At 64.2% G+C, this 21,578-nt stretch carries 18 protein-coding genes and 1 pseudogene; 6 read left to right on the top strand and 13 right to left on the bottom strand.

The genetic code is table 11. The annotated features are described in order from the left end of the window. Positions 1–162 precede the first annotated feature (162 nt). Positions 163–1,032 (top strand): LysR family transcriptional regulator, encoded by an 870-nt coding sequence (locus ACGLHT_RS04420; RefSeq protein ID WP_137162457.1) that lies wholly within the window; start codon positions 163–165, stop codon positions 1,030–1,032. Positions 1,033–1,039: 7 nt separating this feature from the next. Here the strand turns inward: ACGLHT_RS04420 and ACGLHT_RS04415 are convergent. The 4 genes and pseudogenes from ACGLHT_RS04415 to ACGLHT_RS04400 all read right to left on the bottom strand — a co-directional run bounded on the left by ACGLHT_RS04415 (position 1,040) and on the right by ACGLHT_RS04400 (position 6,461). Continuing rightward, a pseudogene (locus ACGLHT_RS04415) lies at positions 1,040–1,974 on the bottom strand (YhcG family protein). Between the two features lie 251 nt (positions 1,975–2,225). After that, on the bottom strand, positions 2,226–3,617 hold the full coding sequence (gene gabP, locus ACGLHT_RS04410; RefSeq protein ID WP_075046444.1) for a GABA permease: 1,392 nt from the start codon (positions 3,615–3,617) through the stop codon (positions 2,226–2,228). Positions 3,618–4,000: 383 nt separating this feature from the next. Continuing rightward, positions 4,001–5,344 carry an MFS transporter gene (locus ACGLHT_RS04405; protein WP_137162458.1) on the bottom strand — a complete coding sequence of 448 codons (1,344 nt, stop codon included), beginning with the start codon at positions 5,342–5,344 and terminating at the stop codon, positions 4,001–4,003. A gap of 175 nt (positions 5,345–5,519) precedes the next feature. Then, positions 5,520–6,461 (bottom strand): 2-hydroxyacid dehydrogenase, encoded by a 942-nt coding sequence (locus tag ACGLHT_RS04400; RefSeq protein ID WP_274078616.1) that lies wholly within the window; start codon positions 6,459–6,461, stop codon positions 5,520–5,522. A gap of 99 nt (positions 6,462–6,560) precedes the next feature. Here ACGLHT_RS04400 and ACGLHT_RS04395 point away from each other — a divergent pair, with 99 nt between their 5' ends. Continuing rightward, entirely contained in the window at positions 6,561–7,448 is an 888-nt protein-coding gene (locus tag ACGLHT_RS04395; protein WP_137162460.1) for a LysR substrate-binding domain-containing protein, read from the top strand. Positions 7,449–7,557: 109 nt separating this feature from the next. Here ACGLHT_RS04395 and gudD read toward each other — a convergent pair whose 3' ends face one another. Both gudD and ACGLHT_RS04385 read right to left on the bottom strand, forming a co-directional pair. Further along, positions 7,558–8,904: a glucarate dehydratase gene (gene gudD / locus ACGLHT_RS04390; protein ID WP_274078615.1), complete on the bottom strand. Its 1,347-nt coding sequence runs from the start codon at positions 8,902–8,904 to the stop codon at positions 7,558–7,560. A gap of 19 nt (positions 8,905–8,923) precedes the next feature. Next, a complete protein-coding gene (locus ACGLHT_RS04385) occupies positions 8,924–10,276 on the bottom strand; it encodes an MFS transporter (RefSeq protein WP_025340729.1) in 1,353 nt (450 codons plus the stop codon). A gap of 261 nt (positions 10,277–10,537) precedes the next feature. Between ACGLHT_RS04385 and ACGLHT_RS04380 the strand changes: the two genes are divergently transcribed. After that, positions 10,538–11,245, top strand: coding sequence for a FadR/GntR family transcriptional regulator (locus ACGLHT_RS04380; protein ID WP_025340730.1), 708 nt, complete (start codon positions 10,538–10,540; stop codon positions 11,243–11,245). A 148-nt stretch (positions 11,246–11,393) separates the two neighbouring features. Here ACGLHT_RS04380 and ACGLHT_RS04375 read toward each other — a convergent pair whose 3' ends face one another. The 4 genes from ACGLHT_RS04375 to ACGLHT_RS04360 form a co-directional block, all read right to left on the bottom strand. After that, positions 11,394–12,404, bottom strand: coding sequence for an NAD(P)-dependent alcohol dehydrogenase (locus ACGLHT_RS04375; protein WP_025340731.1), 1,011 nt, complete (start codon positions 12,402–12,404; stop codon positions 11,394–11,396). Positions 12,405–12,568: 164 nt separating this feature from the next. Beyond that, complete coding sequence (locus ACGLHT_RS04370) at positions 12,569–13,159, bottom strand: HAD family hydrolase (protein WP_025340732.1); 591 nt, start codon at positions 13,157–13,159, stop codon at positions 12,569–12,571. Then, complete coding sequence (gene tesB, locus ACGLHT_RS04365; RefSeq protein ID WP_274078614.1) at positions 13,156–14,025, bottom strand: acyl-CoA thioesterase II; 870 nt, start codon at positions 14,023–14,025, stop codon at positions 13,156–13,158. Before tesB ends, ACGLHT_RS04370 begins: the two co-directional genes overlap by 4 nt. 147 nt (positions 14,026–14,172) lie before the next feature. Beyond that, positions 14,173–14,742 (bottom strand): GNAT family N-acetyltransferase, encoded by a 570-nt coding sequence (locus ACGLHT_RS04360; protein WP_084785273.1) that lies wholly within the window; start codon positions 14,740–14,742, stop codon positions 14,173–14,175. A 179-nt stretch (positions 14,743–14,921) separates the two neighbouring features. Between ACGLHT_RS04360 and ACGLHT_RS04355 the strand changes: the two genes are divergently transcribed. The 3 genes from ACGLHT_RS04355 (at position 14,922) to ACGLHT_RS04345 (ending at position 18,153) form a co-directional block, all read left to right on the top strand. Next, positions 14,922–15,608, top strand: coding sequence for a histidine phosphatase family protein (locus ACGLHT_RS04355; RefSeq protein ID WP_137162465.1), 687 nt, complete (start codon positions 14,922–14,924; stop codon positions 15,606–15,608). Positions 15,609–15,848: 240 nt separating this feature from the next. Next, positions 15,849–16,763: a histone deacetylase gene (locus ACGLHT_RS04350; protein WP_015271914.1), complete on the top strand. Its 915-nt coding sequence runs from the start codon at positions 15,849–15,851 to the stop codon at positions 16,761–16,763. A gap of 148 nt (positions 16,764–16,911) precedes the next feature. Beyond that, complete coding sequence (locus ACGLHT_RS04345) at positions 16,912–18,153, top strand: TIGR03862 family flavoprotein (RefSeq protein WP_137162466.1); 1,242 nt, start codon at positions 16,912–16,914, stop codon at positions 18,151–18,153. Between the two features lie 116 nt (positions 18,154–18,269). Here the strand turns inward: ACGLHT_RS04345 and ACGLHT_RS04340 are convergent, their stop codons facing one another. The 3 genes from ACGLHT_RS04340 to ACGLHT_RS04330 all read right to left on the bottom strand — a co-directional run bounded on the left by ACGLHT_RS04340 (position 18,270) and on the right by ACGLHT_RS04330 (position 21,577). Next, complete coding sequence (locus tag ACGLHT_RS04340) at positions 18,270–19,601, bottom strand: DEAD/DEAH box helicase (RefSeq protein WP_013974320.1); 1,332 nt, start codon at positions 19,599–19,601, stop codon at positions 18,270–18,272. A 55-nt stretch (positions 19,602–19,656) separates the two neighbouring features. Continuing rightward, a complete protein-coding gene (gene yedA / locus ACGLHT_RS04335; RefSeq protein WP_025340737.1) occupies positions 19,657–20,577 on the bottom strand; it encodes a drug/metabolite exporter YedA in 921 nt (306 codons plus the stop codon). A gap of 394 nt (positions 20,578–20,971) precedes the next feature. Beyond that, positions 20,972–21,577, bottom strand: a complete 606-nt coding sequence (locus ACGLHT_RS04330) for a PolC-type DNA polymerase III (RefSeq protein ID WP_137162467.1) — start codon at positions 21,575–21,577, stop codon at positions 20,972–20,974. Position 21,578: the final 1 nt, after the last annotated feature.

Here is a 21,578-nt window from a genome sequence, read left to right as displayed (position 1 = left end):
AGCTGGCTTGCCTGCGATGGACCGCAAAGCGGTCCCCTGCAATTCCCAGGCAGCCTTTGCCGCCAAGCCATCAGCCTTGTAGTGTTGGCCTCACCATAACGCCACCAGCCCCCAGGCTTGTTAGCCCCGGCGGCCCGCGTCATTACCCTGCAGGTAACACCCATGGAAATCCGCCATTTCCGCTACTTCCTCTGCGTCGCCCGCCACGGTCATTTCACCCGTGCCGCCGAACAGCTGGGCATCGCCCCGCCCACCCTCAGCCGGCAGATCCAGGACATGGAGCGCGAACTGGGCGTGCGCCTGTTCGAACGCAACCAGCGCGAGGTCAACCTCACCGCAGCGGGCCAGGCGCTGTTGGTCGAGGCCGAACATGCCGTGCGCCAATTCGATGCCGCACAACTGGGCGCGCAACGGGCCGCCCGAGGCGAAAGCGGGCGCATAGAACTGGGCTATGTGGCCTCGGCCGCGTACTCGGGCATGCTCCAGCAGCAAGTCAGCCGCTACAGCGAAACCTGCCCCGGCGTGCGCCTGAACATTCGCGAACTGCCCATGGCCGAACTGCCCGGCATGGTCCGCGACGGCCTGCTCGACCTTGCCTATGTGCGCTCACCGATGGAGCTGCCTGAGGAGCTCGAAGCCATCGCCTTGCACCAGGAAGGTTTCGTGCTCGCCCTGCCCGCCAGCTCGCGGATAAATGAAGTGCCGCAGATCCCGGCCTCGCGCCTGGCCAATGAAACCTTCATCCTGCCCGAACAGATCTCCGGCACGCTGGAGGTGGCCGCACAAGGTGGTTTCGTCCCGAGGCTCGGCCCCCAACCAGGCAGCCTGGTGGCGGTGATCACCCTGGTGTCACTCGGCCAAGGCATCGCAGTGGTGCCAGAGTCGGTGGTGCAACGCATCAGCCTGCCGCAGGTGAACTACCGGCGTATTGTCGACAGCCAGGCCAGCTCGTGGCTTAGCCTGATCCACCGGCGCTTCGAGAAAGCGCCGGCGGTGATGCGTTATGTGGAAAGCGTGAAGTGCGGCATTTGATGGGTGCTCAAGCGCCCTGTTCCTCAGCAGCGCCCAAGGCATAGAACTCATGCAGCTTGGCTTGTAGCAGTGCCTTGTCCGGCAAGCGCGTTTGATACTCCGCTATCAGAGCTGGAGACAAACTGCGATTAAGTGCGTACTCGACCACCTCGTCGTCCCTGCTGGCGCATAACAACACGCCGATGGCAGGGTTTTCATGAGGCTTACGCTCATTGCGATCCAGCGCCTCCAGATAAAAATCGAGCTTGCCCAGGTACTCGGGCTCGAAGCGACCAACCTTCAGTTCGATCGCTACCAGGCAGTTGAGGCCACGGTGGAAGACAGCAAGTCCAGTGCGAAATCCCGGCCGCCAACCTGAAGCGGATATTGAGAGCCGACGAAGCAGAAATCCCGGCCCAGTTCGCTCAGGAACTGTTTGAGCCGCTCCATCAGTGCGCAATGCAGGTCAGCTTCAGCATGGTCCCCAGGCAGGCCAAGGAACTCGACCATGTAGGCATCTCGGAAAACATCCATGGCCGCCGGATAATTCTGCCTCAGCGCCGCTGAAACTTTTGCCGGGCTAGCGATGCTGCGTTCATACAATGCGGCTTTCAGTTGACGCTCGAGCTCACGCCTTGACCAGCGCTCCTGAACAGCCATGCGCACATAAAACTCGCGCTCATCGCGCTGCTTGCACTGTCCCAGAATGATGAGGTTGTGGCTCCAAGACAATTGTCGCACCAGTGGTGCGACTTTCTCATCACCTCGGTATGAATCGTAGAACTGACGCATCCGGAACAGATTCGCACGAGTGAACCCGCGCAATCCAGGCTGCGTTCGAGCAAGATGCACAGCCAGCTGACTGACCACCGAATCACCCCACTCCGCCTGCTCCAGTTTGCGACTGATGTAGGCACCAACCTGCCAGTACAACTCGATCAGTTGTGTATTGACCGCCTGCACCACCCGCTGCCTGGCGCCTTGAATCAACGCCAGCACTTCCTCAAAACGGTCATCCTTTACCAAAGGAAGGGCCGGCGGCGCTTGTAGGTCTTGTTGTTCTGCGCTCATGCATCGACTCCCTTTATGAATTCGAAAGGGAGTCTACGCCCGGGGAGTCGCCGTTCGACCGTCAACGACACCGAACAAGTGTTTCAAAAAACAAAGGGCACCCATCCACTGGTGCCCTTTGCCCTACCGCCAGGTGAACTCAATCACCCCATCGAACGCACCCCCACAGGTTGCGCATTGCCCCGAGTGGTCACGATCCCCAGGAAGGAAATCACGATCGCCAAGCCCAATGTCGAGCTCACTTCTGCCCGGTGTTCAGGCGTGAACATCATGACCGCCAGTGCCCCGCCAATGAACAGGATCACCGCCCAGGTCAGGTACGGGAACAGCCACATGCGGAACTTCAGCTCGGTGTTTTCCCGCTCCAGGCGGCGGCGCATGCGCAGCTGCGAAATGGCGATGACCATGTACACCAGCAAGGCAATGGCGCCGGAGCTGGCCAGCAGGAACTCGAACACGCCCTTCGGCGCGAAGTAGTTGAGGATGGCAATGGCCGCGCCGATCAGCGTGCTGCCGAATACCGCAGCGCGTGGCACACCGACCTTGGAGGTCTTGTTGAGCATGGCCGGGGCGTCACCGCGCTTGGCCAGCGAGTACATCATCCGCGAGGCAATGTAGATCGAAGAGTTCATGCAGCTGGTCACTGCCACCAGCACCACCAGGTCGACCATGAAGGCCGCGTTGGGGATGTTCATGATCTCCAGCGCACGCTGGTAGGAACCCACCACCGCCAGCTGCGGGTCGTTCCACGGCACCACCGAAATGATCACGAAGATCGACAGGATGTAGAAGGTGCTGATGCGCCAGATCACCGAGCGAGTGGCCTTGGCGATGTTGCGCGACGGGTCGCTGGATTCGGACGCGGCGATGGTCACCGCTTCGGTGCCGATGAAACTGAACATCACGGTGATGAACGCACCCACCACGGCCGACCAGCCCTTCGGCGCGAAGCCGCCGTGCTCGGCCATCAAGCCGCTCAGGCCGCTGACCTCGCGGTTGGGTAGCCAGCCCATCAGTGCGGCGAAACCCAGGCCGATGAAACCGAGAATGGCCGTGACCTTGAGGATGGCGAACCAGAACTCGAACTCACCGTATTTGGCCACGCTGAACAGGTTGGTACCAGCCAGCAGCAGCACCGAAGCCAGGGCGAATATCCAGCTGTCCACCTGCGGGAACCAGGCGTTCAGCACATGCCCGGCGGCCAGTGCTTCGATCGGGATTACCAATACCCAGAACCACCAGTACAGCCAGCCGATGGTGTAGCCGGCCCAGCGGCCGATGGCCTGCTCGGCGTAGGTGGAAAACGATCCGGTGTCCGGGTGTGCCACGGCCATTTCGCCGAGCATGCGCATGACCAGTACCACCAGGGTCCCGGCCACGAAATAGGAAATTATGGTAGCTGGCCCGGCTGCCGCGATGGCGTGGCCAGAGCCGACGAAAAGTCCGGCGCCGATGATGCCGGCGATGGACAGCATCGTTACATGACGTGGCTTGAAACCTTGTGCAAGGTTGCCATCAGATCCCACGGTGTTCATTGATGTTGTTCTCTTTTTGCTGACACAAGGATGGACGGGCAGGTGTAGGCGAAAATATCTCCTTTGAAATCAATAAGTCGACACGTTACTCGCGCTCTGTTGTTGATATTTGGCACGCGTCACAGAGCAACGTGTCAGTGCAGGCCGGGCTTCATTTAAGCCCCGCAGGGCTGTGGGAAATTACACGAGAACGCCCCGGAACTGTTCGATCACGACAGGGCATTTCCATGAACGCCAGATGTCGCGAATCGCATGCCCGATCGCGTCACCAGGCCGTCTGGAGCTTTTGTTTTTCATTTGGGTGTGTTTGTGGCTGTACTGGCCCTTTCTGCCAGCCACAAAAAAGCCCCGGTCTCCCGGGGCCTCTGTTGCCAGGCGTCTGCCTACGCCTGCCCGGTACGCTCGAAGCGTCGGGCCAGCAACAGGTAAGCGAGGATCCCCAGCACGCCATGGGCGGCCACGAACCAGAGTGCGTTGTGGAACGAGCCGGTGCTGGCCACCACATAACCGATCACCAACGGGGTGACGATACCGGCGATGTTGCCGATGCCGTTGAACACGCCACCGCACAGGCCAACCATCTTCTTCGGCGCCACATCCGACAACACCGCCCAGCCCACCGCCGCCAGGCCTTTGCCGAAGAAGGCCAGGGTCATCAGGGCGATCACTGCGGCATTGCCGTCCACATAGTTGGCCAGCACCAGGCTGGTGGACAGCCCCATGCCGATGATGAACGGGGTCTTGCGCGCCCTGGACGGGTGCACGCCACGGCGGATCAGCCAGTCGGACACGAAGCCACCGAGAATGCCACCGCTAAAACCGCAGATTGCCGGCAACGCGGCCACCCAGCCGGCCTCCATGATGGTCATGCCACGGCCCTTGATCAGGTAGATCGGGAACCAGGTGATGAAGAAGTAGGTGAGCGCGGTGATGCAGTACTGGCCCAGGTACACCGCCCACAGGTTACGGCTGGTGAACAGTTGCGCAAGCTCGGCCCGGGTCGGTTTGTTCTTGGCGGTCTTGCGTTCCTTTTCCAGGTCGACCAGGGCGCCGCCTTCACGCATGTAGTCCAGCTCTTCGGGGCTCAGCCCCGGCGCACTGTGCGGCTCGTGGTACAAGCGGAACCACACCACGCTCAGCGCCAGCCCCAGCACGCCCATCCAGATGAACACCTGCTCCCAGCTCAGCGCATGGGTCATCCACGCCATCAACGGTGCGAACACCACCACGGCCATGTACTGCGCCGAGTTGAACAGTGCCGAGGCGGTGCCGCGCTCGCGGGTGGGGAACCAGCAACTGACGATGCGCGAGTTGGCCGGGAAGGCCGGCGACTCCACCAGGCCCAGCATGAACCGCATGGAGAACAGCGCCACGGCGGCGGACACACCAGCCAGGCCCATCCAGCCCACGGTCCCTTGCAGCAGGGTGAACAGCGACCAGAGGATCAGGCTGATGCCGTAGACCCGGCGAGCGCCGAAGCGGTCGAGCAACCAGCCGCCAGGTACCTGGCCCAGGGCGTAGGCCCAGGCGAAAGCAGAGAAGATCATGCCCAGCATGACCGGGTCCAGGCCGAGGTCCTTGAGCACCTCGGTGCCGGTAATCGACAGGGTGGCGCGGTCGGCGTAGTTGATGACGGTGATGACGAAGATCAGTGCCAGGACCAGGAAGCGATGGCGACCGATCCCGGCCACGGCCTGCGGTGCGGCGACGGCGGATTTGCTGTTCATGTGGACCCTCTTGCTTCTCGGTGGAAGCGATTGTTCTTGTGCGGAGAAGGTGTGGCCCTCGGGGCCTTGTGTTGCCTGTGCCGGCCTCTTCGCGGCTAAAGCCGCTCCCACAGGGTCAGTGCAGTGCTCAAGGCATGCGCTGGCCCTGTGGGAGCCGGCTTGCCGGCGATGGGGCCTACGCGCAATTCGGGGGAACCTCGCCGCGGAAGCAAGCAGCGAGATTCGATAAAACCATCTGCCCCATTTCCAGCCGGGTTTGCAGCGTGGCGCTGCCTCGATGCGGCTGCAGAACGACCTGGTTCAGGTCACGCAGCGCCGGCGGCACATGCGGCTCGTCGACGAACACATCCAGCCCGGCACCGGCAATGCGCTGTTCGCGCAACGCCTCGACCAGCGCGTCCTCATCCACCAACTTGCCGCGCGCTACATTGACCAGGTACCCCTCCGGCCCCAGTGCATCGAGCACCTCGGCCGTCACCAGCACCTGGCCGCCATCGGCGGCAGCGGAGACCACCAGCACATCCACCGAACGCGCCAGCTCGACCAGGTCGGCCTCATAGCGGTAGCCGGTTTCTGGTTGCTCGCGCCGCCCGTTGTAGGCAATGCGCATGTCGAATGCAGCGGCACGCCGAGCGATAGCCTTGCCCACCTCACCAAGCCCGACGATGCCCAGTTCGATACCGCTGACCTTGCGCGCCAATGGCAGGTCGACCTTGCCCCACAAGCCATCACGCACCAGCCGCTCGCCCTCGCCCAGGCGGCGCAAGGTGCCGATGATCAAGCCCATGGCCAGGTCGGCCACATCGGCGGTGAGCACGCCCGGCGTAGTGGTGACATGGATGCCGCGGCTGGCCGCATGGCGCAGGTCCACGGCATCGGTGCCGATGCCGCTGATGGCGATGATCTCCAGCGCGGGCAGTTGCTCCATCAGCTCATTGGACAGCCCCTTGGCACCGCCTGTAACCACACCACGAATGCGCGGGCCGGCTGCGTCGAGCAACTGTTGCGGGTTGGAATGCTGATAAAGGCGATGTACCCGATAGGCGCTGACCAGCCGGGCGTCGATGGCCTCTGGTACTGGCTGGGTCAACAGCACTTCGATGGGGTTTTCGTTCATGGTGGGCATCCGGCAGTTCGAAGACATGACTCGATGCTAGGCCGGCATTTGATACAGGTCTAATATAGATGCTGGATCGAATAATTCAGGAATTGAATCATGGAGCTGCATCAGCTGCGCTGTTTCGTGGCCGTGGCCGAAGAGCTGCATTTCGGCCGCGCCGCCACCCGCCTGCACATGACCCAACCGCCCTTGAGCCGGCAGATCCAGTTGCTGGAACATGCCCTCGGCGTGTTGCTGCTCGAGCGTAACAACCGCCAGGCGCGGCTGACCCTGGCGGGCCAGAGCTTTCTCGAAGACGCCCGTCGCATCCTGCAGATCGCCGAGTCGGCCAGCCAATCGGCGCGGCGCATTGCTCATGGCGAAGCGGGCCGGTTGACCCTGGGTTTCACCGCAGTGGGTGCTTACAGCATGATCCCGCGCTTGCTGGTGCATGCCGGGCAGGCGCTGCCGGACATCGAACTGGTGCTCAGCGAACGCGTCTCCAGCACCCAGGTGCATGACCTGGAGGCAGGGCTGATCGATGTTGGCCTGGTGCGCCAGGTGCTGCCCAGCGCGCGTGTGGAGTACCTGCCGATCCACCGCGAACCCTTCATCGCCGCCCTGCCCGCCTGGCATGCGCTGGCGGCACGCGAGCGGCTCAGGCCGAGCGATTTCGATGAACAACCGTTCGTGATGTACAGCGCCAACGAAGGGCGCTATTTCCATGACCGCATCGCCAACCTGTTTGCCCGGCATGAGGTGCAGCCGCGGTACCTGCACCAACTGGGGCAGACCCACTCGATACTGGGGCTGGTCAATGTGGGGCTGGGCTGCGCGGTGGTGCCGGCCTCGGCGCAGGCATTGCGCCTGGAGCAGGTGGTGTTCAGGCCATTGGTGGGGATGGAGCAGCAGGCGGAGATTTTCCTGGCGTTCTGCCGGGATAACCCTAACCCGGTGCTGGGGGCATTCGTGGCGATGGCGCGGAAGTTTTTCGAAGCAGGTTGATTTGTGCCTGCCTCTTCGCGGGCTTGCCCGCTCCCACAGGATAAATGCAGGCCTGGAGCCTGATGCAGTACCTGTGGGAGCGGGCAAGCCCGCGAAAGGGCCAGCAGCCTCAGCGCACCAGGCAAGGCCGCTTGTTATCGAAGCTCCACCCCGGAATCAGGAACTGCATTGCCACGCTGTCATCCCGCGCGCCCAACCCCATGTTGCGGTAGCACTCATGCGCCTTGGCCAGCTGGTCTTCATCCAGCTCCACCCCAAGCCCCGGCCGCGCCGGCACGTGCACATGCCCGTCGACGATGCGCAGTGGTTCGCGGGTCAGGCGCTGGCCGTCCTGCCAGATCCAGTGGGTGTCGATCGCAGTGATTTCACCCGGCGCCGCAGCCGCCACCTGGGTGAACATTGCCAGCGAGATATCGAAGTGGTTGTTGGAATGCGAACCCCAGGTCAGCCCCCAGTCGTTGCACATCTGCGCCACCCGTACCGACCCCTGCAAGGTCCAGAAGTGCGGGTCGGCCAGCGGAATGTCCACCGACTGCAACTGGATCGCATGGCCCATCTGCCGCCAGTCGGTAGCGATCATGTTGGTGGCGGTGGGCAGGCCGGTGGCGCGGCGGAACTCGGCCATCACCTCACGGCCCGAGTAGCCGTTCTCGGCACCGCACGGGTCTTCGGCGTAGGCCAGCACATCGTGCTTGTCGCGGCACAGGGCAATGGCCTCCTTCAATGACCAGGCACCATTCGGGTCGAGGGTGATGCGGGCTTCGGGGAAGCGTTCGGCCAGCGCCGTTACCGCTTCCATCTCCTCCTCGCCGCGCAACACCCCGCCCTTGAGTTTGAAGTCGCTGAAGCCATAGCGCGCCTCGGCGGCCTCGGCCAGGCGCACCACCGCGTCCGGGGTCAGGGCCTTTTCGTGGCGCAGGCGGAACCAGTCGTCCTCGGCATCGGCTTCGTTGCGGTAGGCCAGGTCGGTCTGCTGGCGGTCGCCGATGTAGAACAGGTAACCGAGCATCTTCACCGCCTCGCGCTGCTGCCCCTCCCCCAGCAGTGCCGCCATCGGCACGTTCAGGTGCTGGCCGAGCAGGTCGAGCAGCGCCGACTCGATGGCCGTCACCGCATGCACGGTGATGCGCAGGTCGAAGGTCTGCAGGCCGCGACCAGCCGAGTCACGGTTGGCGAAGGTCTGGCGCATGGCATTGAGCACGCGCTGGTAATGGCCGATCGGCTGGCCGACCACCAGGCTGCGGGCGTCCTCCAGTGTCTGGCGGATCTTCTCGCCGCCGGGCACCTCGCCCAACCCGGTATTGCCGGCGCTGTCACGCAGCACCACCACGTTGCGGGTGAAGAACGGGCCATGGGCACCACTGAGGTTGAGCAGCATGCTGTCGTGCCCGGCGACGGGGATCACGCGCAGATCAGTGACCACGGGGGTGCTGGTGTGAAGGGTCTGCATGTTCATGGTTGTTGTCTCGCAGTCATCAATGGCTCTGACCCAGGGCCGAAGGGGCCTTGAGGTCATCGGAAGGGACGCCCTTTGGGCGAGTGCGTACGAAGAAGATGGCAATGGCCGCCAGCACCGAGGTCACCGCCAGGCCGTACAGGCCGCCCTGGATCGAACCGGTCTGCTGCTCCAGCAGGCCGAAGGTGGTGGGGGCGACGAAGCCGCCGAGGTTGCCGACCGAGTTGATCAAGGCGATCACCGCAGCGGCGATGCGGGCATCCAGGTAGCCCTGCGGGATCGGCCAGAACAGTGACGACGCCGACTTGAAACCGATGGCCGCGAAGCACACCGCGACAAAGGCGAACACCGGCCCACCCGTGGTGGACATGAACATGCCGATGGCAGCGATCACCAGCGCACCTGCGACCCAGGCCTGCTGGAACTTCCAGCGCGCCGAGCCGGCGGCGAAGGCATACATGGCCAGGATCGAGATCAGCCACGGGATCGAGTTGAAGAAGCCGACCTGCAGGTCGCTGAGGTCACCCATGCGCTTGATGATGCTCGGCAGCCAGAAGGTGGCGGCGTAGATGGTCAGCTGGATACAGAAGTAGATCAGGCAGAACAGCAGGATCTGGCGGTCCTTGAGCAGGCTCCAGGCCGAAGGCCTGACCGCGCCGACCGCTTCGCGCTCAAGCTGCTCGCGATCGATGGCGCCCACCAGTGCTTCCTGCTCGGCCTGGCTCAGCCACTTGGCGTCCTGCGGCCTGGAGTCGAGCCAGAAGAACACGAAGAAGCACAGCGTCACCGAGGCCATGCCTTCGATGAACAGCATCCACTGCCAGCCATGCATGCCCAGGCCCTGGATCTGCATCAGCGCGCCGGCCAGCGGCCCGGAAATCAGCGACGCCAATGCCGAGCCGCTGAGGAAGATGGCAATCGCCTTGCCACGCTCGGCGGCCGGCAACCAGCGGGTGAAGTAGTAGATCACCCCGGGGAAGAAGCCCGCTTCGGCAACGCCCAGCAGAAAGCGCAGCACGTAGAACTGGGTTTCGTTCTGCACGAAGGCCATGGCCGTGGCCACCAGCCCCCAGGTGAACATGATGCGGGTCAGCCACAGCCGTGCGCCGACCTTCTGCAGCAGCATGTTCGAGGGCACTTCGAACAACGCGTAGCCAATGAAGAACAGGCCGGCGCCAAAGCCATAGGCCGCGGCGCTGATGCCCAGGTCGCTTTCCAGATGGGGGCGGACGAAGCCGATGTTGACGCGGTCCAGGTAGTTGACGATGAACATGATGACGAACAGCGGCAGGACGTGGCGCTTGACCTTGGCCACGGCGCTGGCCAGGGCGTCGCCTTCATTCCGGGCAGACGGAGCGAGGGTATCGTTCACTTGCGGATCTCCCACTAATTGTTTTTGTGCGGGTCGAGGTTGTCTGACATGGCAGTGGGGAGGAGCATATGCGCAGCGCAGTTGTACGACAAGATCAGCAACATCGGCAAAATCACAAAATACAAGCCACCGCAAAGCCTATATGCATCGATCTTGCAAAAATAGACAAACTACTCACCGGCTTTAGCGCAGGAAAAAACGGCAAAAAATATTTTTATCGATTAACTTGTCGTACAAGCACAACAACAATCGGATCACACCATGGCCACCGAACAAGCCCACAAACGCGGCCACAGCCGTGCCCATGACCTGGTCTCCAGCCTGACCCAACAGATCTTGCTGGGTACCTTCAAGCCAGGCGACAAGTTGCCCTCGGAAAACAGCCTGGTGCGCGAGCATGGGGTCAGCCGCACCGTGGTCCGCGAGGCCCTGTCGAAATTGCAGGCTTCGGGGCTGGTGGAGCCACGCCACGGTATCGGTACGTTCGTGATGGAGCGCCAGGCCCAGGCCGGCCTGCGCATCGCTGCGGAAAGCGCGGCGAATGTGCGCGACCTGCTGGAGCTGCGCATCGGCCTTGAAGGCCAGGCCGCCGCCCTGGCCGCGCTACGCCGTGACGAGGGGCACCTGAGGCGCATGCGCCAGGCGCTGGATGACTACCAGGACCTGGCCGCCGCCGGCGACAGCTGCATCGAGGCCGACCGGCGCTTTCACCTGTTGATTGCCGAGGCCACTGGCAACCTGTACTTCACTGAAATGCTGTTGCAGCTGGGCAACGGCCTGATCCCGCGCAACCGCATGGCCCTGGCCGAACGCAGCGGGGCGAAGCTGGCGCGGCAGGCGTACCTGGCCAACCTCGAGCATGAGGCGATCCTCAATGCCATCCGCCGGCAAGACCCGGACGCGGCGCGGGCGGCGGTGTGCCTGCATCTGTCCAATAGCCGCGACCGACTACTGCCCGAACAGGTCTGACACGATCCCCTGTAGGAGCGGCCTTGTGTCGCGAAGGGCTGCACAGCAGCCCCTCGATTTCAGCTACAGAATTGCAGGCCGGGGGGCCGCTTTGCGGCCCTTTCGCGACACAAGGCCGCTCCTACAAAGAGAACCGCATCAGGCCCTGTTACCAGGTCAGGCAGATCTTGCCGAAATGCCGGTTGCTCTCCTGATAACGGAACGCCTCGACGATCTGTTCCAGCTCGAAATGCTTGTCCACAACCGGCCGCAGGCCGTTGGCATCGATCGCCCGCACCATCGCCTGCTGCTGGGCGCGGCTGCCCACCAGCACGCCTTGCAGGCGAATCTGCCGCACCAGCGCCTGCACCAGTGGCAACTGCCCGGCCACGCCGGTGAGGATGCCGATCAACGACACATGCCCACCAATGCGCGCGGCAATCATCGATTGCTCCAGCGTCGCCGGGCCACCCACTTCGATCACATGGTCGACGCCGCGGTTGCCGGTCAGCTCGCGCACTTTCTCCCCCCACGCCGGGGTGCTCTTGTAGTTGATCAGGTGGTCGGCACCCAGGGCTTTCAGGCGCTCAAGCTTGGCGTCGCTGGACGAGGTGGCGATCACCGTTGCGCCAGCCAGCTTGGCAAACTGCAGGGCGAAGATCGACACACCGCCGGTGCCCTGCACCAGCACCGTATCGCCTGGCTTGAGATGGTCGTCGCTCATCAACGCACGCCAGGCCGTGAGACCGGCCGTGGTCAGCGTGGCAGCTTCTGCATGGCTGAAGCCCTTGGGCGCCAGGGTGAAGGCGGTGGCGCGAGCGGTGACCTGTTCACGGGCGTAACCATCGATACCGTCGCCGGGCACCCTGGCGAAGCCTTCCACATTGGCCTGGCCGTCGAGCCAGTCGGGGAAGAAGGTACTGACCACATTGTCGCCGACCTGGAACTCGGTGACGCCGCTCCCCACCGCGACCACTTCGCCAGCGCCATCGGCCATGGGGATGCGCCGCTCGCTCGGGCCCCACATGCCGCTGACAACGGCGAAATCGTGGTAGTTGAGAGAGCTGGCGTGCAGGCGCACGGTGATCTCACCGGCCTGGGGTGCGAGAGCCTCGCTGGTACCGACCTCGACCTTGTCGTAGCCGCCGCCGGGTTTTACGTAGATGGCCTTGCTGGTCATGGATAGGTCTCCGTTCAGGGAATAGATTGGGGTTCAGCATAGACAGGTCCGGCCTCTTCGCGGGTGAACCCGCTCCCACAGGTTGAGTGCTGGACTTGAGCTCGGAGCGGTCCCTGTGGGAGCGGGCAAGCCCGCGAAGAGGCCCGCACAGGCGACACAAAAACTCAGCCCAGCATCACCTTCAATGCCCGGCAATCGGCCGCATGCCAATCCACCAGCTCCGGCCACGGATTGTCCGGCAGGTTCACCAGCACTGTGCGCGCCCCTGCGGCCCGCCCACAGTCCAGGTCAAACCGGTAATCCCCCACCATCACCAGCTCACCCGGTGCCACACCCCAGGCATTGGCAATCTTCAGCAGCCCATCCGGGCTTGGCTTGGGCGCCGCTTCGTCACGCCCCAGAATGTGCTCCACCGGGAAGCAGTCCGCCAGGCCGATGGCCTCCAGCGTCACATGCGCCAACTCGCGGGCATTGCGGGTCAGAATGCCCAGCCGGCAACCACGCTGGGCCAGCTCGCGCACCAGTTCCACCGCCCCGGTGGCCGCCGTGGAAGCAATCGCCAGGTCACGCTCGTGCTCCAGCAGCCAGGCATGCTTGGCCGCCGCCTCGTCCGCCGGCAAGGCTGCCAGGTGGGTGAGGATGTCGTGCTCGGCCGGGATATCCAGCGCCACGCGGATGGCGGCAAAATCGTGCACGGCGACGGTCAGGGTGCCGTCCATGTCGAACACCCAGTTGCGCACCTCGCCCAGGCTCATGCCCAGTCCTTGCGGTGGCGAATCAGGCCTTCCTGGCACGACGACGCCACCAGTTGCCCGGCCTGGTTGAAAATGCTGCCGCGGCAGAAGCCACGGGCATTGCCCGCCCAGGGGCTGTCGGTGGCATACAGCAGCCACTCGTCGGCACGCAGGTTGCCATGGAACCACAGCGAATGGTCGAGGCTGGCGATCTGCATGTCACGCTGCCACACCGATTTGCCATGGGGCAGCAACGCAGTGGTCAGCAGGCCGAAGTCCGAGGCGTAGGCCAGCATGTATTTGTGCAGGGCGGGGATATCGGGCAGGTTGCCGTCGGCGCGGAACCAGGCGTACTTCACCGGGTCGCCAGCCTGGGGGTTGAACGGGTCGCGCTCGGTGACCGGGCGGATCTCGATCGGCTTGGCGCACAGCACCTTGTCGCGAATGCGTTCGGGCAACTGGTCGGCCATGGCCCGGGCCAGCTCGACTTCAGTGGGCAGGTTCTCCGGGCCGACCACCTCGGGCATCTGCGCCTGGTGCTCGAAACCGTCCTCGTCGTACTGGAACGAGGCGCTGCAGGTGAAGATCGGCTGGCCCTTCTGAATCGCAGTCACCCGCCGGGTGCTGAAGCTGCCGCCATCGCGCACGCGGTCCACCGAATACACCACCGGCAGGCTGGCATCGCCAGGGCGCAGGAAGTAGCCGTGCAACGAATGCACATGGCGTGCATCCTCGACCGTCTGGCTGGCCGCCGACAACGATTGGCCCAGTACCTGCCCACCGTACAGCTGGCGGAAGCCCAGGTCCTGGCTGCGGCCACGGAACAGGTTCTCCTCGATGGACTCGAGGCTCAACAGGTCGACCAGGTCGTCCAACACATGACTCATCGGGGGTTCTCCGTAGGAGCGAGTCTTGCTCGCGATGCGCCGCCCAGGCGGCGCTCGATCTCATAGGCGCTGAACATCTTGCGGCAAGCGCCCTCCATTAGGGAAATGATACAGGGTTTGTCATTCGCGCCGGGCATTGCCATGCATTCAGGCGCGCAGGGTACGCTCCCAGTGAGCGCGGTCGATGCGGTACAGCACATGCGGGCGCAGCGGATGGCCCACGGGCAGGCGCGGGTGTTCGAAACTGCCATTCAGGTCCTGCTGCATACCGATGGCCTGCATGACCTTCTGCGAGGGCAGGTTGCTCTCGCTAGTGAACGACACCACTTCCTCCAGGCGCAATTGGGCGAAAGCACAGCGCAGGCAGGTCCACGCCGCCTCGCTGGCGAAACCCAGGCCCCAGTGGCGGCGTGCCAGGCGCCAGCCGATCTCCACCGCCGGCGCAAAATCGGCATCGAAGCCCACGTGCAGCAACCCGGTCATGCCGATGAAGGCACCGCTGTCCTTGCGCTCCAGGGCCCACAGGCCAAAGCCGTACTCATTGAAATGCCCGCGCACGCGGCCGATCAGCGCGGCTGCCTCCACGCGCGTCAGCGGCGCCGGGAAGTAGCGCATCACCTGCGGGTCGGCACACAGGGCGGCGAACTCGCGCAAGTCGTCGTCGTGCCATTGGCGCAGCACCAGCCGCGCGCTTTCCAGTTGCAGGATAGGGGTCATCGGGCGTGCTCCGGTTTTACCGTCTTGCAGTTTACAGCGTAGGCGCGGGTGCAGGTTTCACCCAGCCGGCGCAGCCGAATGCAATTTTCACACGCCCTTCACCGCCCCCCGACAGGCCTGTTGGCAGGATGCCAGCCAATACCGCCGCGCCAGCCGCGACCATGCCAACGGAGCAACGCATGCTATCGAGCAATACCCTGGGGCACCCTGCCATCCACGCCCGGCGCAAGCGACGCCTGACCCGCAAAGCCCTCGGGGCCGCCCTTGGCCTGTGCATGGTCGTGGCGGCGTTGAGCACCTGGCTGGCGACGAGGACGCACATCGTGGACCTTGGCAACGAACGACAATTGAGTGACAGCGGCCTGCTGCAGGACTGGGCCGAAGGTGCGGTGATCGTGATGATCCGCCACGCCGAGCGCTGCGACAGCGCCCCCGGCCCGTGCCTGGACGACCCCACCGGCATCACCGTGACCGGCAGCCAGGCTGCCGGACGTGTTGGCCAAGGGCTGCACCAGCTGGGCCTGAACAACGCCGATATGCTCAGCAGCCCGAAACTGCGCACACGGCAAACCGCGCATTTCATCCTTGGCCAGGCGGTGGCCAGTGAGGACTGGCTGGAAAGCTGTGACAGCCAGTTCGCCAGCGAAGCGCTGGCACACAAACGACCGGGGCATAACCTGGTGCTGGTGACCCACAACGGCTGCATCGACCATTTTGCCCGCCAGCAGAAAGTTGCGGGGGGCGAGCGTGAGAGCGGCTATGCCAGTGCGCTGTTCGTTTCGGTGGACGGCAATGGCAAGACGCGTATCCTCGGCCGCCTGAACGAACCGGACTGGCAACGGGTGCTGGCCAGTACCACGAAATAACGCCCCCTCGCGGCAAACACGCCCTGTAGGAGCGGCCTTGCGTCGCGAAAGGGCTGCGCAGCAGCCCCGGCAATTTGTGCATTTGCGCTGATACCCCGGGGCTGCTGCGCAGCCCTTTCGCGACGCAAGGCCGCTCCTACAAAGGCCGGCGCAGGCCAGGAGATTGATGCCTAGCAGGTTCTCCCACAGCAGTCTCCAGCCATGGCAAGATCAGCACTGGCCCCGATTGCGACCCCACCCATGCCGTTGCCGCTGATCTACCACGAAGACTACAGCCCGGAGTTCCCTGCCGAACACCGCTTTCCCATGGACAAGTTTCGCCTGCTGCACGACCACTTGATCGACAGCGGGCTGACCACCGACCAGGCCCTGCTGCGCCCGGACATCTGCCCAAACGACATCCTCGCCCTGGCCCACGACCGCAGCTACATCGAGCGCTACATGAACGGTGACCTGTCACGCGAGGACCAGCGCCGTCTCGGCCTGCCCTGGAGCGAGGCCCTGGCTCGGCGTACCGTGCGCGCCGTAGGCGGCTCGCTGCTGAGCGCCGAGATGGCGCTGCAGCACGGCATCGCCTGCCACCTTGCCGGCGGCACCCACCACGCCCATTACGACCACCCTGCCGGCTTCTGCATCTTCAACGACCTGGCCGTGATCAGCCGCTACCTGCTGGAGGCTGGCCGGGTACACCGGGTACTGATCTTCGACTGCGATGTGCATCAGGGTGACGGCACCGCGCGCATCCTGCACGACACACCAGACGCCATCACCGTGTCGCTGCACTGCGAACAGAACTTCCCGGCGCGCAAGGCACAAAGCGATTGGGACATCCCCCTGCCCCGCGGCATGGGTGACATGGCCTACCTGAAGGTGGTGGACGACGCCCTCAACTACCTGCTGCCACTCTATCGACCCGACCTGGTGCTGTACGACGCCGGGGTCGATGTGCACAAGGACGACGCCCTGGGCTATCTGCAACTGACCGATGCAGGCGTTGCCGCCCGTGACGAAGCGGTGCTGCGCCACTGCCTGGGCCGCGACATCCCGGTGGTGGGCGTGATCGGCGGTGGCTACAGCAAGGACCGCGCAGCCCTGGCCAGGCGCCATGGCATCCTTCATCACAGTGCGGCACGCGTAATCGGTTGTTCACAATGACTGTGGAACCGCTTGTGGATAACCTGCGGGAAAGGCGCTGCAGCCCTTTACAGGCAAGGCCTGCAAAGCTCTGATCATTTTTTGAGCAGTGCTTCCACAGGCCGCGCTGCGCTAGAATGCGCCTCTTTTCCACAGCCTGCTTCCCACCATGCCTGATCTGAGCCCCGCCTCCCCTCCCCTCGCAGTCGTCATCGGCGGCGGCCCAGCCGGCCTGATGGCCGCCGAAGCACTGGCCCAGGCGGGCCTGGCGGTCGAGGTGTTCGATGCCATGCCTTCGGTGGGTCGCAAGTTCCTGCTGGCGGGTGTCGGTGGCATGAACATCACCCATTCCGAGCCCTACCCGGCGTTCGTCAGCCGGTATGCCGAGCGCCAGGGCGAAATCGCCGCGCTGCTGCACGACTTCGATGCCGACGCCTTGCGCCAGTGGATTCACGGCCTGGGTATCGAAACCTTCGTCGGCACCTCGGGCCGGGTGTTCCCCACCGACATGAAAGCCGCGCCACTGCTGCGCGCCTGGCTCAAGCGCCTGCGCGACAGCGGAGTAGTTATCCACACCCGTCACCGCTGGTTGGGCTGGAATGCCGAAGGTGGATTGCGGATTGCTTATCCACAGGGCGAGCGGGCGGTGAAGGCCGCCGTGGTGGTGCTGGCGCTGGGTGGCGGCAGCTGGGCGCGACTGGGCTCGGACGGTAGCTGGCAGCCGCTGCTGGCCGCACGGGCTGTGGATATCTCGCCCTTGCAGCCCAGCAACTGCGGTTTTGAAGTGGCAGGCTGGAGCGCGCTGCTCAAGGACAAGTTCGCCGGTGCGCCGTTGAAGAACATTGCCCTCAGCGTTCCCGGCAGCGCGCCGCGCAAGGGCGAGTTCATCCTCACCGCGCAGGGTGTGGAAGGCAGCCTGGTGTATGCATGGTCAGCGCCGGTGCGCGAGGCCATCAACCGTGAGGGCCACGGGGTGTTGCTGCTCGACCTGTTGCCGGACAAGCCTGTGGACAAGATTGCCCAGGCGCTGGCCAAGCCACGGGGTTCGCGCTCGATGGCCAAGCACCTGCACAGCCAACTGGGTATCGATGGGGTCAAGGCTGCGCTGTTGCGCGAGCTGACCGATCAGGCGACCTTTGCCGACCCTGGTGCCTTGGCGAGGGCGATCAAGGCATTGCCGATCACGCTGGTGCGCACGCGGCCACTGGATGAGGCGATCAGCAGCGCAGGCGGGGTGCGTTTCGAGGGGCTGGATGAGGGCTTGATGGTCAAGGGCATGCCGGGGGTGTTCTGTGCCGGCGAGATGCTGGACTGGGAGGCGCCGACTGGGGGGTATCTGCTGACGGCGTGCTTTGCCAGCGGCTTGCGCGCCGGGCGGGCGGCGGCGGATTGGCTCAAATCCAAAGGTTGACACTGTCCCCTGTGGGAGCGGGTTTACCCGCGAACACGGGCGAAGCCCGTGCCATGCACCGAGTCGCATTCTTCGCGGGTAAACCCGCTCCCACAGAGTCCGCGTACACTGCAAATCTACGGCTTACGCTTGCGCGCCCCACCATTGAAGCTCGGCACCTTGCGCACCGCCTTCACCGCCGGCTCCGCACTGCCTGATTCAGCACTGTCCATCCAACGCCCCAACCCGCGCTTGGCGCTGTTTTCCTTCGGCTTCTTGGGCTTCTTCGGCTTCTTGATCACCTGGCCACTGGCGTCGGTCATCGGCACCCGGTGGTCAGGGATGAAGTCCGGCTCTTCATGACGGGGCAGGGTCTGCCGGGTCAGCACTTCGATAGCCGCCAACAGCTGCACTTCATCCGCACACACCAGCGAAATCGCCTCGCCCTTGTTGCCCGCCCGCCCGGTACGCCCGATGCGGTGCACGTAATCCTCGGCAACGATCGGCAGGTCAAGGTTGACCACCAGCGGCAAGTCGTCGATATCCAGGCCGCGGGCCGCCACATCGGTCGCCACCAGCACCTGGATTTCGCGGGCCTTGAAGCTGTCCAGCGCGCGCTGGCGGGTGGCTTGCGGGCGGTCACCGTGGATACCGTCGGCATTCACACCCTCGGCCAGCAAGCGCTCCACCAGTTGATCGACGCCATTGCGGGTCTTGGCGAACACCAGCACCTGCTTCCAGCGCTGCTTGCGCAGCAGGTGGCAGAACAGGTCGACCTTGCGCTTTTTATCCACAGGTACCAGCCACTGCTTGACGCTGGTGGCCGTGGCATTGCGCGGGCTGACTTCGATGCTCAGCGGGTCGTTCAGGGCCAGCCCCGCCAGCATGCGGATCTGGTCGGAAAAAGTGGCGGAAAACAGCAACGTCTGGCGCTTGCGTGGCAGCGCGGCGTACACCGACTGCAGCTCTTCGGCAAAGCCCAGGTCGAGCATGCGGTCGGCTTCGTCCAGCACCAGGGTCTGCACCTGGTTGAACTTCACGGCGTTCTGCCGGAACAGGTCGAGCAAGCGCCCCGGGGTGGCCACCAGCAGGTCGACACCACGGCGCAGGCGCATCATCTGGGGGTTGATGCTGACCCCGCCATACACCGCGTAGGTGCTCAGCGGCAGGTTCTCGGCATACTCGCGCACGTTGTTGTGCACCTGCTCGGCCAGCTCACGAGTGGGCACCAGCACCAGCGCGCGGATCGAGTTGCTGGCCACCTTCTCGCCTTCCAGCGCCAGGCGCTGCAGCACAGGCAGGGCAAAGCCCGCGGTCTTGCCAGTGCCGGTCTGGGCCGCGGCCATCAGGTCGCGGCCGGCCAGCACGGCGGGGATGGCCTTGGCCTGCACCGGGGTCGGGGTGGTGTAGTCCAGTTGCTGCAGGGTGCGCAGCAGCGGTTCGATCAGGCCGAGTTTGGCGAAATTCATGGCAATACCGTCAGGGGGTTCAGCGAAGGCGGCAAGTTTACCGCATCACCCCTGCCTACTTGCAGATTTCGCCTTTCAATGGCTGCGCCGGCTCTGGTGCCTTGCGCCACTGCGGTAGGCCGATCAGCACCACTGCGCCGATGATCACCGCCATGGCCACACATTCTTCTGCACCAATCTGCTCACCGGCAAAGACGATACCCAGCAGAACGGCCACTGCCGGGTTGACGTAGGCATAGCTGGTGGCAGCTGCCGGGCGCACGTGCTTGAGCAGGTACATGTAGGCACTGAACGCCAGGATCGAACCGAAGAATACCAGGTAGGCCAGTGCCCCCCAGCCGGCAGCGGTCGGCATCTGCGTCATGCGCTCGCCAGACAGCACGCTGCCGAGCAGCAGCACGGCGCCACCGACCAGCATTTCCGCAGCGCTGGCCATAGGCCCCTGAGGCAGCGGCAAGGTCTTGCTCCATACCGAGCCGAATGCCCACGACGCTGCCGCAAAGATGATCAGCGCCGCGCCAATCGGGCTTGCCTGCAGGTTGGAGCCCAGGTTCAGCAGGCCGATACCCACCAGCCCGAGGGCGATCCCCGCCCACTCCAGCTTCGAATTGCGGTGCCCGAACAGCAGGCCGAACAGCAAGGTGAACAGCGGCACCGTCGCCACCGCCAGTGCCGCCACGCCCGAGGCCACACCGGCATGCTCGGCCACGGTCACGCCACCGTTGCCACAGCTGAGCAGCAGGAAACCGATCGCCCCCGCAGCCCGCCACTGCGGCCAGGTCGGTGCCGGCACACCGCGCCAGCGCAAGAAGCCATACAGCAGGCCCCCGGCAATCAGGAAGCGCACCCCGGCCATGAGCATCGGCGGCCAGCTCTCGACGCCTATGCGAATGAACAGGTAGGTGGAGCCCCAGACCAGGTACAGGGCCAGGAATGCGCCAATGAGCAACAACGGGAAGCGACGGGAGGCAGGCATGGGAAACACTCGAAATCCGTTTACGGGTGATTCAGTTTAAGGGCGTGCCTGGGTAAAGATAAGTTACAAAACCGGCTCAAATGAGCGGCACAATTTTGGGGCGTTGGGTTTGGGAGTTGTGTCGCCTGAAAGATCGAGCGCCGCCCGCGCGGCGCTTCGCAGCACAAGGCTGCTCCTACATTTGTTTCGGGCCAATTATTCCTGAGGCGAAAGCACGCGGCCCCTCTGGTGTCCACCTCGATATCGTGCCGGACAAACAAGGCGATCGCGTGCGCTCGTACAGGCGTGACTGGCCGGAAACAGATGTAGGAGCAGCCTTGTGCTGCGAAGCGCCGCGCGGGCGGCGCTCGATCTCCCAGGCGACACAATACCCAAGGCGATCACCTGCTAGCCCTTAACAATACTTCGCCAAGACCTCACGAACCTTGGCGGCCGGGGTTTTCTGCAGGCGGCAGAGCAGGTCGTGCGAAAGCTGCTGTACACCGTGGCTCTGGCGCAGCACGCCAGCCAGATGTTGCAGCAGGTTGGCGGCCATTTCGGCATCGGCCATGGCACGGTGCGCGGTACCGGTATCCGGCAGCCCGGCCCAGCGGGTCAAGGTGCCCAGCTTGTGGTTCGGTGCCGCTGGCAACAGGCGCCGTGACAGCAGCAGGGAACAGGCGAAGGCCTGGCTGCGGCTACGGCCGATGCGGCTCAGTTCGTAGTCCCAGAACTTCTGGTCGAAGGCGGCATTGTGTGCCAGCAGCGGGGTGCCACCAACGAACTCGGCCACCTCATTCATCACCTTGTCCACCGGCGGCGCACTGCGCAGCATGGCGGTGGTGATGCCAGTGAGCCCGGCGACGAAGGCCGGTACCGGCACACCCGCGTTCATCAGGCTCTGGTAGCGCTCGACGATGCGCCCGCCCTCCAGCATCACCACCGCCACCTCAGTGGCGCGGCAGCCGGCGCCGGGGCTGATGCCGGTGGTTTCAAAGTCGATGACAGCGATACGTTCCATG

The organism is Pseudomonas sp. PsB, from assembly GCF_043658375.1.
Classification (GTDB): Bacteria; Pseudomonadota; Gammaproteobacteria; order Pseudomonadales; family Pseudomonadaceae; genus Aquipseudomonas; species Aquipseudomonas putida_Z.
The sequence above is the reverse complement of the archived record's forward strand: the minus strand, read 5'-3'. Positions and strand labels throughout refer to the sequence as shown.